This is a genomic window from Mycobacterium sp. 1245801.1, assembly GCF_001673055.1.
Lineage (GTDB): Bacteria > Actinomycetota > Actinomycetes > Mycobacteriales > Mycobacteriaceae > Mycobacterium > Mycobacterium europaeum_A.
The window spans coordinates 1-15,886 of record NZ_LZKY01000107.1 but is presented as its reverse complement, the minus strand read 5'-3'; the positions used below and the strand labels follow the sequence as shown (position 1 = coordinate 15,886).

Here is a 15,886-nt window from a genome sequence, read left to right as displayed (position 1 = left end):
TCAGGCGCTCACCGGCCGTCGTGCGTTATCCCCACGGGGGTGCACCACCTGCGGCCACCAGAACCACCGCCCGAGCAGGGTGGCGATCGAGGGCATCAGCAGCGTGCGCACCACCAGCGTGTCGAGCAGCAGACCGATGCACACGGTCGACCCGAACTGACCGAGCACCCGCAGATCGCTGCCCAACATGGACGCCATGGTGAAGGCGAACACCAGACCCGCCGCCGTCACCACACCGCCGGTACCGGCCATCGACCGGATGATCCCGGTCTTGAGCCCGCGATGGATCTCTTCGCGGAACCGGGAAACGAGCAGCAGGTTGTAGTCGGATCCCACGGCCAGCAGGATGATGACCGACAGCGCCATCACGATCCAGTGGATCCTGATGCCGAACAGGTCCTGCCAAATCAGCACGGACAGACCGAAAGACGCCGCGATCGAGCTGGCCGCGGTGCCGACGATCACCAGTGCGGCCACCACGCTGCGGGTCAACAGCAGCATGATCATGAAGATCAGCGTGAGGGCCGACACCACGGCGATCATCAGGTCATATTTCTCGCCGTCTGCCATGTCCTTGAACGTCGCGGCGGTTCCGCCGAGATACACCCGGGCATCCGAGAGCGAGGATTGCTTCAGCCCCTCCTGCGCGGCGGTGCGTTCGGCATCGACCCGCGCGATACCCTCCGGCGACATCGGGTCGCCCTGATGGGTGATGAAGAACCGCGCCGACTTACCGTCCGGTGACAAGAACATCCGAAGACCCGTCTGGAAATCGGGGTTGTCGAAGGCTTCCGGCGGCAGGTAGAAGAAGTCGTCGTTCTTCGACGCGTCGAAGCTCTGCCCCATCACGATGGCGGTATTGCTCATCGCCTCCATCTGATTGATCATCGCCTTGAACGTCTGGTAGAGCGTCAGCGTGATGCCCCGGGTGGTCTTCAGCGTGGTGATCAGCGTGGGGAACAACGCATTCAGATCATGGGTTGCTTTGGCGGTGTGCTGGATGTCGCCCGTGAGGTAATGGAACTGCTCCGCGAGCTGATCGAAGCCATCCAAAGTGTCGAACAGGGACCGCAGCCCGTAGCACAGCGGGATGTCGTAGCAGTGCTTCTCCCAGTAGAAGTACGTGCGGACCGGGCGGAAGGTGTCGTCGAAGTCGGCGATGTGGTCGCGCAGGGTGTCGGTGATCTGCGACGTCACCGCCGTGGTCTTCGCGCTGTCGTCGGCGGCGTTGGCCAGATCCAGCGACACCTCGTATTGGCGCTGCGTGGTGTCGATCTGGGTTTGCAGATCATCGGCCATCTTGAGGATGTCGTTCATGCGCTCCTTGAGAAAGCTCATGTTCTGCATCGTCGTCTGGCTTTGGACGCTGTTCTGGAACGGGATCGAGCTGTGCTGGATCGGAATGCCCAGCGGCCGGGTGATGTCCTGGACCATGGCGATGCCCAGCGTGCGCATCTCGTTCTTGGCCACCCGGTCCAATACCAGCATGTCGGCTGGGTTGCGCATGTCGTGATCGGACTCGACCATCAACAGGTCGGGGTTCATCCGCGCTTCGGAGAAATGCCGATTCGCGGCCTCTTGCCCCTGATTGGACGGGGCTGACAGCGGCAGGTAGTGGCGGTCGTTGTAGCTGGTGTGGAAGCTCGGCAGGGCGATCATGCCGACCAGCACGATGGCGGCGCTGACGGCCAAAACCGGTGCGGGCCAACGCACCACGGCGGTGCCCACCCGGCGCCACAGCCGACCACGCTTGGCCTGCCTTTCGAACAGGTGGAAGCGGCTGCCGACAAAAACCACCGCGGGGCCCAGCGTGATACCGGCGAGCACCACGACCAGCATGCCGATCGCCACGGGCGCGCCCATGGTGTTGAACCACGGCAGCCGCGAAAAGCTCAGGCAATAGGTCGCGCCCGCGATTGTCAGGCCCGAACCCAACACCACCGGGGCGACGCCCTTGAATGTGGTGTAGTACGCCTCTTCTCGATCCTCGCCGGCGGCCAGCGCCTCCTGGTAGCGGCCGACGAGGAAGATGCCGTAGTCCGTTCCCGCGGCGATGGCCAGCATGGTGAGGATGTTGGCCGCGAAGGTGGTGAGCCCGAATGCGTTGTGATACGCCAGAACCGCGACCACCCCGCGCGAACAGGCCAGCGCGACAAAGGTCATGAACAGCTGCACGAGCGTGGTGACGATGGACCGGTAGACCAGCAGCAGCATGATCGCGATGGCACCAAGGGTGAACAGCGTGATCTTGGCCAGGCTGGCGTTACCGATGATGTGCATGTCGTCGGACAGCGCAGCGGGACCGGTGACATAGGCCTTCACACCGGGCGGTGCCTTGTTCTCGTCGATGACCTTGCGCACGGCGTCCACCGACTCGTTGGCCAGCGTCGTGCCCTGGTTACCGGCGAGGTTCACCTGCACATAGGCGCTCTTGGCGTCGGCGCTCTGCGCGCCCGCGGCCGTCAGCCGGTCGCCCCAAAAGTCCTGAATGTGCTGAATGTGCTTGGGATCCTGGCGAAGTTGCCGGATCAGCTTGTCGTAATACTGGTGCGCGTCGGGGCCCAGCGGATGCTGACCCTCCAGCACGATCATGACGGTGCTGTTGGAGTCGAACTCGTGAAAGTTGTGGCCCAGGCGCATCATCGCCTTCATCGACGGCGCGTCGAGCGGTGTCATCGGCGCCGAGTGCGCCTCGCCGACTTTCTCCAGCGTGGGCACGATGACGTTCACCAACACGGTGATCGCGACCCAGCCGATGATGATCGGTATCGCGAAGATGCGGATCGCGTGGGGGAGGTAGGGCCGATGGCCGCGCTCGGCCTTCGACAACCCCCGGGTGCCGATCGGGCCGGTGTCGGCGGCGCTCAGGTCGCGCTCGGTCTGATTGTGCACGTCGCTCATGCAGACTTCACCAGGCAGAAGGTCTGGGCGTTATGGCCGGCGGAGTTCTGGTTGTCCCGGACAATGCCGTCCACGGTGATTTTGCAGCTGATCGTGCTGCCGTCGCTCTGCGCCATGATGTTTGCGCTCACCGAGGGCAGCGTGGTCGAGATGGTGGTCGACCAGGGCAGGGCGGCGTTGTTGACCTGATGCGTGTTGGCGTTCTCGTCCCAGTAGTTGATGTTCGCCGTGGTGCCCGGGGCACCGGAGATTTCGTAGACGACGACCTTCGGGTTGAATTGCACGATTTCGATCCCCTTGCCGGCGTTTGCGTTGAGATCTTCCGAGCCGAAGATCTTGTGCAGTCGCGACACGATGAGCGCCGACAGTGACAGAACGACCACCAGCACCAGCGGGATCCACGCTCGTCTCAATACGCGGCTGAGAAGGCCGGGGCGGGTACCCGAGTCTGGACTAGCCACCACCTGACCGCCTTCCGCAAAGCTCACCAACCGTCGCCGACGACACCACTGTCAACGGAACATTTGCTCAGTTGGGGATATTAACCTTAGTGCACGCAAGCGTTCCTCCTGGGGCCACCACTTGTGGCGTACGGCATAGCTGCTAGTGGGCGAGCCGACCGGTGACCGGCGGCAAATCCGCCAGCGTCACGATTCCCGGCTCGGCGGCCACCACCGCCGGGACGGCATTGGTAACCGGCATCGCGGTGTAGATCATTCCCAGCCCCATGAATCCGGGCTCTGTCCAGTCTTTGGGCGGCAGGCAGTGCAACACGGTTCGCATGTTGGGCAGCCCGAACACCTGAATGACGTGCCCGTGCTCCAGAGGCTTGGGCGGGACGACGTGACTGCCCATGGTCCAGTTGAACCCGACGCTGACGACGTTGCGGTCACCGACCCAGCCGCGGTGGTAGCCGTAGACGCTGCCGACCGTTCCGGCGGGGATCTTCATGAAGCCCAGATCGGAGTCGTCGGTGGCCGCGGTGAAGGTGACGTCGAAGGTCATCTTGTCCAGCTTCGCCCCGATCGCGTCGGCCATCATCGCGGCCGACTCCGCGAAGACCTCGCTTTCGCGCCGGACGTTCTCGGCCAGCCCGGGGGTATCCGGATCCTGCGAAAAACCCATGGCCGTCTGGGTTTCCGCCGATTCGTAGGTCGAGCAGTCCACCGACTCGGTGATCCGGATCTCGTCGACGCGCTCACACGATGCGGACAGCACCATGCCCACCATGTTCGTCATGCCGGGGTGCGCACCGCTGCCGAAGATTGTCGAATTGCCTTTCCGGCAAGCATCTTCGATGCGTTTGCGGTCCTGCGGTGTCTGCTTCCCGCCGGTGATCCACGCGGCGCTGGTGCACACGTTGACTCCGGATTCCAGCAGCCGCACCAGCTCATCGATGTTGGGCCACAACGGGTTATAGCAACACGCGTCGGCGCCCAGGGCCAGCAGCGCATCGATGTCGTTGGTCGCCCGCACCCCAGTCGGCTCCGGCCAGCCCGCCAGGTCGGCGGCGTCGACGCCGACCTTGTCGGCGCCGTGTGCGTACACGCCGGCCAGTTCCAGGTCGGGTCGCCCGATGATGGCGTGCAGCGAACGCCGACCGATGTTGCCGGTCGTCCACTGGATCACGCGTAGCGGACGGTCGGTGCTTGCCTTGCTCATCGCGGCTCCTTTGCCGGTGCGGATTGGACTCATTATCTTCTCAGCGGTGACGCGTCGGTTGACGAAGGGTCAAAGGCCGGCCGCGCCGACCGCGAGGAAAGCGCAACCGGCCGCGGCCAGCAGGAGCGCAACGTCGACGCGCCGGCGCGAGCGAATCCAGTCATGCAGCGCCGCCACCCGCGTGGCGGTCGCCTCGGGCGCCAGCAGGTGGGCCAGCAGCGGAATCTCGATCAGGGCGAAGGCCACGGCGTTGAACATCAACAGCACCGCGACCTGCGTCAGGGCCGTCGCCCCGGAGGCCAGAATGACGGCCAGCGCGGCAAGGTAGTCGACCGACGGCAATGCGATGCCGAGGCCGGCGATGCCGGCGACCGCCAGCGAATGCCGGCTAAGCAAACGTTGGACCGGCGAGGCCAATCCCGTCGGCCGCGCACCCAACCGCGCGGGGAGATTCGCGGCCACGACCGCCGCGACCGTCAGTGCCAGCAGGCCGACCACAATCTGCACCTTGGGCAACGCGAAGTAGTTCGAGCCCAGCATGGCGCGTCGGAAGGCGAACAAGACAACCAGCCCCACCGCCGTTCCCATGGCGAAACCGCCGGACAGGAACGCAAGCAGTTGCAGCGCCGGTCTGGGCCTGTTCAGCATGACCACGGTCATTCCGACTCGGAACGGTTCGACGCTGACGGCCAGCGCCATCACCAGGACGGTCACCACCATCGGCATCGTGTAGCGCGCCCGTAGCCCCGGCTCAGGCGTCCAACCGGGCGAATTGCTGCCGGCGGTACTGCTCGACGCAGGCGGCGCGCCGGATCTTGCCGCTGGTGGTGGTGGGAATCGAGCCGGGCGGCACCAGCACGAGGTCTCCCACATTCACGCCGTGCGCATTGGAAATCGCCGAGGTGACGTCGCGTTTGACGGAGGTCAGCGAGTGCATGGCCGCCTCGGTGGAGTCGCCTCGCTTCTTGTACTCGATGACGGTGACGAGCTTCTCGGTGCTGTTCACCGGAACCGATATCGCCGCGACCCGACCGCCGGTGATCTCCTGGACCGTCGCCTCGATGTCCTCGGGATGGTGATTTCGTCCCCGGATGATCAGCAGGTCCTTGATGCGCCCGACGATGAACAGTCCACCCTCGTGGACGAAACCCAGGTCACCGGTCTTCAGCCATGGCCCGTCCGGCGTACCCGGCGACGGGTCGACGAGCGTCGCGCCGAAGCAGCGCTGTTCTGTCGGCGGCTTGCGCCAGTACCCCTCGGCCACGTTGGCGCCGCACACCCAGATCTCGCCGACCACCCCCGGCGGGCACTCGCTGTCGGTGTCGCCGTCGACGATTCGCAGTGCCGGGGATTGCGGCAGCTCGTATTTCACCAGCGACGAGCCGGCGCCAGCCGCGCACGGCTTTGCCCGGCCCGCGGACAGCTCGTCGATATCGAAGTGAACCGTCGCCTCGTCACTCCAGGTGCCACTGGCCACGAAGACGGTTGCCTCCGCCAAGCCGTAGGACGGACGCATCATGTCGTCCCGAAAGTTGAAGTGCGCGAACCGATCGACGAAGCGGCTCAGGGTGGCCGGCTCGACGCGTTCGGCGCCGCTGATGATGCCCAGCACCCCGCCGAGGTCGAGTCCGGCCAGGTCACGGTCGCTGGTCTTGCGGGCCGCCAGGTCGAAGGCGAAGTTGGGGGCGGCCGACCACGAAGACGTGTTCGCGGCCAGGGATCGCACCCATCTGGCCGGCCGCTCCAAGAACGCGACGGGACTCATCAGCTCACCGCGCCAGCCGCCCAGGATCGGCGCGCACACGCCCAGCACCAAACCCATGTCGTGGTAGAAGGGCAGCCACGACACGATCGTGGTGTCCGACGGGGCTTTTCTGCGGGAGTCGGCGAAGAAGCTGCGCATCAGCTGCTCGAAATTCACCTGCAGGTTGTGGTGCGAAATCATCACACCGGTCGGGGTTCGGGTCGAACCCGAGCTGTATTGCAGATACGCGACGTCGGGCAAAACGGTTGCCGGAACGGCGGTTTGGCGATCGGCGTCCAGATTCATCGAATCGATTTCGACGATCTTCGGGACATCATCCATGCGCGCCCGATCGACGTACTCGGCGACATCTTCGGCGACCGCGGACGTGGTGAGCACGATCGACGGTGACGTATCGGCGAGGACGGCGCTGACCCGCTCGTCGCTCGAGCCGCGATGCGGCAGCGGAAGCGGAACCGCGATGAGCCCGGCCTGCATCGATCCCAGGAACGCCGCGATGTAGTCGAGGCCCTGCGGCGCCAGGATTACCGCCCTGTCACCGACCGAACCGTGCTGGCCGAGCTCGCCCGCCACGTTGAAGGTCCGGCGGGATAATTGCGACCACGTGAGGCTCTGCGCAACGCCGTCGGCGTCGTCGGAGTAATCGGTGAACGTATACGCCACGTCGTTGGGCCGCAGGCTGGCACGCCCGTGCAGCATGGCAAGAATCGATGATCCAGACATAGGCGCGTTGTCTAGCCGGTGCCGTGGGACAACACCGAAGTGGCGCCGCTGAGGATCTGGGAAAGGGGATCGGCGCCGCCGCCGAAGGTTGCCTGGTTGGCCGGCGCGGTGACTTCCGCCGGGTCGAAGCCGTGCACCGGGTCCACCTGGACCGGGGCCGTCGCCGGGTCGTCGTTTCGCGCGTAACCCGCATTCACCCGGGGAATCAGGATGGCGTCCAGCTTGTCCAGCGTGCCTTCGTCGATCCCGATGTATTTGAGCGGCATGACGAGCGGAAGGTGCTTCTCCGGGACCATGATCGTCGTGTCTTTGGCGCCCCTGGAGTTGATCGTGGTCCTGATGTTTTGCGGGGGCACCATGCTCGGGTTGGTGAAAGCCACCGCCGTGTGACCGGTGGCCAGCCCTAGCAGCGTGTTCGCCAAAGCGAACATGTTGTCGGGCCGGTCGGGGAAGTCCGCGATCGAGTCGTACGCCGCCACGAATCTGTTTGTGTCGTACTGGCTTTCGTACTGAGGCGGCATAGTGTAGTCGAGTGCGGGAACGACGCTGCCGACCGGAAACATAGCGGTCAGGAAGCTCTGCCCGAAGGCGTGATGCCCAATGGGGTCACCGAACGTGGCGAAGTTCAGTCTGTCCGGCGGGGGAGCGGCCGGGTCATTCGCCAGCCGGGCCTGTTCGCCGTCGACCACGAACCCGCCCTCGGACAAGCCGATCGCCGTGCCCGGGCGGCCGGTGCGGATCGCGGCATCGAGGTTGTTCACCCCCACGTCGACCGACTCGCCGACGCTTGGGCCGTCCAGACCCAGTCCGGGCAACAGCCCCTCACCGATCTTGCCGATACCCGGGAAGAGTCGCTCCAGCACGTGCCCCTGCACCTGTCCTGCCGGGTAGCGGACGATTTCGCGCTGCTGGCCGGGGAACCACTGGGCGCCCTCCTGCCGGATGTACTCGTCGTAGGGGATGCCTAGGACGTGAGCGCCGCCGAGGGCGAATGCCGTCTGGTCGCCCGGCGCCCCCGGGGTCGGCGGCCCGCCGATCGGCGCGTCGTCAGCCGTCGCGGTATTGACGCCGAAACACCCTGTGGCAGCTACGGTTACCAGCGCCGTAACACCTGCGAGCAGTTTCTTCATCCCAACTCCTACCGCTCGAATCCGCCTCGTAGTCTCACACACATCCGGTACGGGTGCTAACCGGGCTGCGCCTCGGCGCGTCCCTCCGGTAACCGCGGCGCCGGCCGCCGGGCTCCCACTGGCGCGCCCGCTCGGGAGGGCCACCAATTCGCCCGCCCGACCAGGGCGGCGATGGCGGGAACCGTGATGGTGCGCACCAAGAAGGTGTCCAGCAAAATTCCCACCCCGATCACGAAACCGCCCTGGACCACGGTGCTGATGCTGGAGAACAAGAGGCCACACATCGAGGCGGCAAAGATCAGACCCGCCGCAGTGATCACCCCGCCGGTCGAACCCAGGGTCCGGATGATGCCGTAACGCATGCTGTGCGGCGACTCCTCCCGCATTCGCGAGACGAGCAGCATGTTGTAGTCGGCTCCCACCGCGACCAGCACCACGAATGCCAGCGGCGGCACACTCCAATGCAATTGCTGGCCCAGCAGGTATTGCACCACCAGTACCCCGATTCCCACCGCCGACAAATACGAAATGACCACGGAGGCAACGAGATACAGCGGAGCGACGATGGCGCGCAGCAGCGCGATCAGGGTCACCAGCACGACCAGCAGGGTCACCGTGATGATGAACCGGATGTCGTGCTGGTAGTAGTCGCGCGTGTCCTTGAGCGCGACGGTGTATCCGGCCATCGACACCGTTGCGTCCGCGAGCGCGGTGTTCGGCTGGGCCCCCCGGGCGGCCGCTTCGATCGCGTTGACCTGATCCATGGCTTCGGTGCTGAACGGATTGAGTTTGGTCTGGACCAGGTAGCGCACCGAGTGACCGTCCGGCGAGATGAATGCCTTGGCTGCCTTCTGGAATTCCGCCAAGTGCAGGAGCTGGGGTGGGATGTTGAATCCGGCCATGGCCGGTTGCGCCGCGTCGCGTTTCAGCGACAACAGAAACGCCGCTGAGTCGTTGAGGCCGCTGCCGAGCTGTTTGACTTGGTCGACGACCTGAGCCACCGCGTCGGCGATTTGCCGGCTGCCACCGGCGAAACGGTTAGCGCCATCTTGCAAGGTGTTCAGGTTCGACTGCAGGCCACCGGGTTTGTCCATCCCCAGCGAATGCAGCACGGTGGTGAGCTTTGCCAATGCGGCGCGCAGGCGGTCCGCCGACGCTTTCAGCGCGTGCTTGTCCGGGTACTCCTGCAGCTGGTGCGCCAAGTCGTTGATGGCGTCGAGGTCTGCTTGATCGCGCGAACCGACGAGTTGCTCGAATGTCCCGCGGGTGGCGCTGCACGAGGGGTCGACGTCGCATCGGGGGTTGCCCTGCAGGGCCCCCAATACCGGGCCGATCCAGGCGAACATGTTCTTGGCCGCCGAGAAGTTCCAGCCCATGTTGTTGCTGAGTGCGTTGACATGGTCCACGAGCTGGGCCGCGAGATCGACTTCTTTCACCAGCGCGTCGCCGGTGTACTGGTTCTTCGTCGACGAGAAGGCGGTCTCCAGCTCCTGGACGCCGGCGGCGAGCTGGATGACCTGGCCCCGCATGTTGCCGAGGTTGTCGGCCAACGTCCCCGCCCCGTCTACCAGCCGGTTGAGGTCGCCTGTGTGGTCTTTGATCAGGGTGGACCCGCCGGCCAGCAGGGTGCCGATAGCGCCCGCTTGATAGGTGGCCCTGAATTGTTCGGGCACGTTGCCGGTGGGACGCGTAATGCCACTGACCGCAGCAACATTCGGCAATTGACTGACCCGGTCCGCCATTTGCTCGAGGTCTGCGAGCGCCTTCGGCGTGCGAAGGTCGTGCGGGGACTGGACCAGGATGTACTGCGGGATGGACTGATTCACCGGGAAGTGGCGATCCAGCGCGGCGTACCCGACGGAGCTCGGGGCGGACGCCCGCAGCGCCTTGCGATCGTCGTAGTTGTATCGCACCAGACCGGCGCAGCTGGCCAGGATGATCAACACGAGCACGCTGGCAACCAGGTTGACCCTCGGTCGTCGCACGATGCGGATGCCCGACCGCCGCCAGAACCGGGCGGTCAGCTCGCGCCGCGGCTTGACCAAGCCGCGCCGTCCCGCAAGCACCAGGACTGCCGGCAGCAGCGTCAGCGCGGCGAGGAATGCCACACCGATCCCGATCGCCGACGACGCGCCGACCGTTTTGAACACACCCATGCGGGCGAAGCTGATCAGCAGGAAGGTGACACCGACGGTGGCCGCGGATGCGGCGATCACCTTTCCGATCGAGAACATGGCGCGCTTGACCGCCTGATCGGGAGTTGCGCCCGACCGCAGGTAGTCGTGATAGCGGCTGATCAGAAAGACGGCGTAATCGGTTCCGGCTCCGGCCATTATGGCGCTCAAGAACACGACGGACTGGTTCGAGACGCCCGAGCCGGTCAGTTGGGAGTAGCCCGCTACCACCGCCTGCGCGATCATCAGGGATATCCCGATCGTCAGCAACGGCAGCAGCATGGTGACCGCGCTGCGGTAGATCACCAGCAGGACGATCAGGACCATCACCGCGATCGCCAACTCGATCGGCATCCGGTCCCGAGCGCCCGCGTCGGTGAGGTCGGCGACGGTCGCCGCGGGGCCGGTGAGGTTTGCCGTCAGCGATGTGCCGGTAAGCGCCCCCTTGACGATTTCGCCGATCCGGTTGAAGGCGGCGTACGAGCGGGGCGTGCCCAACTCACCAGCGACGCCGACCGGCAGCACCCACGCCTTGTGATCCTTGCTGGTGACGACGGAGCGCAACGCCGGCGTGCTGGCGAAGTCCTGCAGCATCACGACATCTCGCGTGTCGCGGCGCAGCGCATCCACCACTTTGCCGTAAGCGGCCTCGTCGGCCGGGCCGAGCCCCTTGTCGTCGGTCAACACCACCAACAGCAGGTTTTCTGAGCCCGACTCGTGAAACGCCTCGGTCATCTTTCGAGCGGTCACGCTCGAGGGCGCATCGCTGGGCAGGATGGCAAGCGGATGCTTCTCGGCCATCTCGCCCAGCGAGGGAAAAGTCAGGGGTAGCGCGACGGCGATCGCAATCCAGATCCCCACCACTGCCCAGGGCCACCGCACCACGAAATCGGCTAGCCGTCGCATATCGCCCTCATCCCCGCTCGGCGCCGTCGGGCGTGCCCGCCGGGGACTCTCGGCCGCACCCGCCCGAGCCCGGTCACACCACGCAAATTCGCCTCACGAGCCATCGAAGTGCTCCACGCTACGCGACGCGTCCCCAGCTCCCGCTGCCGGCGACCCGCACGCAGACCGACTTCATCGCCTCCAGGTAGCGGACAACCGATTTCCGGGCGACCGGGTTGTCCGGGTGCATGATCGCCATGAACGTGCCTTCCCCGTAGCGGAATATGTAAATGGTCAGCTGGTATGAATATCGGCCGTCGGGATAGATTCCGATGTTGTTCGCCAACCCCATGTCGGCCGCGGCGAGAATGGCATTGAGCGGAGCGGCGCCGCCATGAAAGAAATTCGACACCGGAAAGTTTGGTTGCGGCCAGCGCAACCACGGCGCGAGTTCCAACACGCGGTAATAGGGAACTTTCGCCATATCCAGATTCGAATCGAAGGACGCCTGCGCCGCCCACGCGGCATCGCCGAACGAGGCGGCAGCTATGGGCACGGTGATGGGGATCAAACCGGTGAACCAACCCTGCGTCATGAAATTGTCGGTGGCTTTGCGGGAATCCCTGGGAGTAAGCCCGTAATACGTGAGGGCACCCGTGAATTCGTGCTCCACCAAGGCGAGGCAGGCGAACAGGCCGCCGACAAACCGTGCGCCGGCCGCCGCGCAGGCCGATTCGAACCGTTCGGTCTGTGCCGCGTCCATCAGGAGTTCGGACGTCATGTCGCTGCTACTGGAGTCCTGCGGGTCGCCCAGCGGGAGCGGGAACTCGGGAAAGCCGCCATCGTTGTTTTCGGCGAAGTCGATCCACGCGCGCACCTCGGGGGAATCGACGGTCAGCGTTGACGTGTACTCGCGTTCGCGGGTGCAGAAATCATCGAAGCTGCCGGCATCGGGAAGGGTGAGGGCCTGCCCGCCGCCGCTCAACGCGGTGTACATGCCGTTGGCCTCCATCATTGTGGTGCCAATCAACGTCGCGTCCCCGTGGACATGATCCATGGCGGCAAAGAATGTGAAGCGGTCTTCGCTTTGAATAATCCCGAAGGTGAAGCAGCCCCACTCCAGCGGATTCGGAATGGCCACGACGTGAGCGTGTATTTCGTCGGGAGTCATCTCACCGTGCTCGATCGGGGCGAATTCGATAGCGTCGGCATCGTCGACGGTATGCCTGATGAATTCTCCGTCACCGGTGTGCTCGAACCAGCTGCGGAACGTGTCGTGCCGGCGCAGATACGCGTTGACGGCGTGGTTCATGGCGGCAACGTCACACGTCCCGGGCACTTCACAGGTAGCGATGATCTGGCGGGAGAAATTCAGCCCCGCGGCGGTCCGTTCACAGTAATTGCGAAGATGCTGGCTCTGCATGTAGCTGACCGGCACGGAGCTGACCGGCGCGTGCCTGACCTTTTCGGTCGCCGCGGCCGTCGGGTGCCAGGAGATCACCGACCCGGGCGTCACCGTCCAATCACCGAGTGCGCCGATCGTAATCTTCCCGATGCGCAAAACTTCGTCCTCCTCGGTTGCAACGACCACGGCCACCCTGGCGGCGAGACCAAGATAAACCCTCCGAGTGATCGCCGTCGCAGGCGTGCGCGAGCCACCGCCTACACTCGCTCACGGATCCGGCAGGCCGTTGTGGCGATCGAACGGCCGGACGGGGACGCAGGGCGGCAGTCACACCGGCTGTCGTTGCGCGGTGCGGCGCTGCGGGGACGGCGCCGGCCTCCGGAAAAGATCTTCCGAGCGCAACCGGCGTCCCGTGGGGATCGATCGTGACCGGCCAGGAGAGGACAAGCGCATGGCATCCGTCGAAGGTCTGGGCAAGCCGGCATCGGGCTTTGCGATCATCGGTTACGCGGCGCGATTCCCCGGAGCCGCCGATGCCGACGAGTTCTGGGATCTGTTGCAGCACGGCCGCGACGCGATATCCGAAGTGCCGCAAGACCGCTGGGACGTCGACGAATTCTTCGACCCCGAACCGGGGGCGCCCGGCAAGGTCGTCACCCGTCGTGCCGGCTTCGTCGATGACGTGACGGGATTCGACGCGCCGTTCTTCGGCATGTCGACCCGCGAGGTCAGGCTGATGGACCCGCAGCACCGCATCCTGCTGGAAACGGCATGGCGCGCGGTCGAGCATTCAGGCACTGCGCCAACCGATCTGGCTGACAGCAACACCGGGGTCTTTGTCGGTTTGGCCACGCACGACTACCTGGGAATGGCATCCGACGAGCTGACGTACCCCGAAATCGAGGCCTACATGGCCATCGGGACCTCGAACGCCGCGGCCGCCGGCCGGATCAGCTATCGGCTGGGACTGCAGGGTCCGGCCGTCGCCGTCGACACGGCGTGCAGCTCGTCGCTGGTGGCGATCCATCAGGCGTGCCAGGCGCTGCGCCTCGGGGAATGCGACCTGGCGCTGGCCGGCGGCGCGAACGTGCTGCTCACCCCGGCGACCATGATCACGTTCTCCAGCGCGCACATGCTCGCCCCTGACGGCCGGTGCAAGACATTTGATGCGGCCGCGGACGGCTACGTGCGCGGCGAGGGCTGCGGCGTCATCGTGATCAAGCGCCTGGAGGACGCGATCCGCGACGGCGATCGGATCCGCGCCGTGATCCGCGGCAGTGCGATCAACCAGGACGGCGCCTCGGGGGGCCTGACCGTACCCAATGGCGTTGCCCAGCAAAGGGTTATCGCCGATGCGCTCAAGCGGGCCGACCTCGAACCACGCGACGTCGGATACCTGGAAGCGCACGGCACCGGGACGTCGCTGGGTGACCCCATCGAAGCGCAGGCCGCGGGCGCGGTGCTCGGCGCCGGGCGCGAACCCTCCCGGCCGCTGCTGATGGGTTCGGTGAAGACGAACATCGGACACCTGGAAGCGGCCGCGGGCATCGCCGGGGTGATCAAGGTCATCCTGTCGCTCGAGAACGAACTGATCCCGCAACACCTCCACTTCGAGAACCCGTCGCCCCACATCCCCTGGGACCGGCTTGCGGTGCAGGTCGTCGAGCAGCCCACCGCCTGGGAACGCAACGGAGAGCCGCGCATTGCCGGCATCAGCTCGTTCGGCTTCGCCGGCACCAACGCTCACGTCATTCTCTCCGAAGCTCCCGAGCAAACGGAGTCCGTTTCCCCGGCACCGCTTCCGGTCGAGCATTCCGGGCACCGCCGGTTCAGCATCCTCCCGCTTTCGGCGCGAACGCCCGCCGCGTTGGCGCGGCTCGCGGCCGACTACCGCAGCTGGTTGAGCGCGCACCCCGAGGCCACCCTCGCGGACGTGTGCTTCACCGCGGGGGCGGGTCGGGCACACCTGGAGCAGCGGGCCGCGCTGGTGGTCAACTCGCGAGAATCCGCGCTGGAACTACTCGGCGCTCTGGCGGACGACCGCCCGGCACCGGGGTTGTTCCGCGGAGAATCGCAGGAGCCACCGAAGACCGCGTGGCTGTTCACCGGTCAGGGCAGCCAATACCCCGGCATGGCTCGAGAGTTGTTCGACAGCGAGCCGGTGTTTGCCGAGACGCTGAATCGGTGCGCCGCCGCGGTTGCCGACGTTCTCCAAAGGCCTTTGCTGGACGTTGTTTTCGATGCGGACGGCCCGGACGGCGAAGCGACGCTGCAGCAAACGTCGTACGCGCAACCCGGACTGTTCGCGGTGGAGATGGGCCTGGCCCGGCTTTGGCAGTCGTGGGGCTTCGAGCCCGACGTGGTGCTGGGCCACAGCGTTGGCCAGTATTCGGCGGCCTGCGTGGCGGGCGTGTTCAGTCTCGAGGACGGTGCCTTGCTGATGGCCGAACGCGGTCGTCTGTTCGGCAGCCTGCCTTCGGGTGGCCGGATGGTCGCGGTGTTCACCGCCGCCGAGCGGGTCGAGCGACTCACCGACGAGTTCCCCAGCCTGTCGGTGGCCGCCTACAACGGCGCCAACACCGTGTTGTCCGGTCCGGTGGCGGACCTGGAGCGGGCGGTGGCCGCAGTGTCGGCCGACGGTGTTCGGTGTGACTGGCTGGACACCAGCCACGCCTTCCACTCGGCGCTGCTGGACCCGATCCTCGACGAATTCGAATCGTATGCGGGGCGGTTCGACTTCAAAGCGCCGCAACGAATCCTGATCGACAACCGCACCGGAGCGGCGCTGGGCCGCAGCGTGAAGCTCGATGGCGCTTACTGGCGCCGTCACGCGCGCCAGCCGGTGGAATTCGCCAAGAGCGTGCGCACCCTCGCCGAGCTGAGCTGCAAGGTGTTGCTCGAGATCGGCCCGCGACCGGTGCTCACCGCCTCGGCCCTGAGCGCATGGCCCGACCCGGCCACCGCACCGCGGGCGATCACGTCGCTGCGCCGTAACACCGCCGACCACCGGCAGATCACCGAAGCGGTTGCCGACGCGTATGTCCTTGGCCACCTGCCCGACTTCGCGGCGTTCGGGCAGGCGCACGCACGCAAGCTGGACCTGCCCACCTATCCCTTTGAGCGGCGTCAGTACTGGTTCCGCGACGACCGCGAGCGCCCCGACCAACGCCGCGACGTCGGTGGGCCGCGCACCGAAGCGGTCCGCCTTCTCGAGGACGGCCGGATCGAGGAGCTCGCGACG

General features: G+C 65.8%; 9 protein-coding genes. 1 reads left to right on the top strand and 8 read right to left on the bottom strand.

What is annotated here, in order from left to right; all coding sequences use genetic code 11:
• From A5622_RS06605 to A5622_RS06570, 8 genes are all read right to left on the bottom strand, one after another.
• On the bottom strand, positions 1 to 2,901 hold the full coding sequence (locus tag A5622_RS06605; RefSeq protein WP_066877423.1) for an RND family transporter: 2,901 nt from the start codon (positions 2,899 to 2,901) through the stop codon (positions 1 to 3).
• Complete coding sequence (locus A5622_RS06600; RefSeq protein ID WP_197498087.1) at positions 2,898 to 3,365, bottom strand: MmpS family transport accessory protein; 468 nt, start codon at positions 3,363 to 3,365, stop codon at positions 2,898 to 2,900. The genes A5622_RS06605 and A5622_RS06600 overlap by 4 nt, the downstream gene beginning before the upstream one ends.
• Positions 3,366 to 3,504: 139 nt before the next feature.
• Positions 3,505 to 4,563: a dihydrodipicolinate reductase gene (locus tag A5622_RS06595; RefSeq protein WP_066867138.1), complete on the bottom strand. Its 1,059-nt coding sequence runs from the start codon at positions 4,561 to 4,563 to the stop codon at positions 3,505 to 3,507.
• A 69-nt stretch (positions 4,564 to 4,632) separates the two neighbouring features.
• Positions 4,633 to 5,283: a GAP family protein gene (locus tag A5622_RS06590; RefSeq protein WP_066877451.1), complete on the bottom strand. Its 651-nt coding sequence runs from the start codon at positions 5,281 to 5,283 to the stop codon at positions 4,633 to 4,635.
• 31 nt (positions 5,284 to 5,314) lie between these two features.
• Positions 5,315 to 7,051, bottom strand: coding sequence for an AMP-binding protein (locus tag A5622_RS06585; RefSeq protein WP_082994538.1), 1,737 nt, complete (start codon positions 7,049 to 7,051; stop codon positions 5,315 to 5,317).
• 11 nt (positions 7,052 to 7,062) lie between these two features.
• Positions 7,063 to 8,181, bottom strand: coding sequence for an acyltransferase PE (gene pe / locus A5622_RS06580; RefSeq protein WP_066877419.1), 1,119 nt, complete (start codon positions 8,179 to 8,181; stop codon positions 7,063 to 7,065).
• A 56-nt stretch (positions 8,182 to 8,237) separates the two neighbouring features.
• Positions 8,238 to 11,261 carry an RND family transporter gene (locus tag A5622_RS06575; protein WP_066877417.1) on the bottom strand — a complete coding sequence of 1,008 codons (3,024 nt, stop codon included), beginning with the start codon at positions 11,259 to 11,261 and terminating at the stop codon, positions 8,238 to 8,240.
• Between the two features lie 118 nt (positions 11,262 to 11,379).
• Entirely contained in the window at positions 11,380 to 12,801 is a 1,422-nt protein-coding gene (locus A5622_RS06570) for a condensation domain-containing protein (RefSeq protein WP_066877449.1), read from the bottom strand.
• Between the two features lie 295 nt (positions 12,802 to 13,096).
• Here A5622_RS06570 and A5622_RS06565 point away from each other — a divergent pair.
• Positions 13,097 to 15,886, top strand: a 2,790-nt coding sequence (locus tag A5622_RS06565) for a type I polyketide synthase (RefSeq protein WP_156752866.1), incomplete at its 3' end; no start/stop codon positions are given.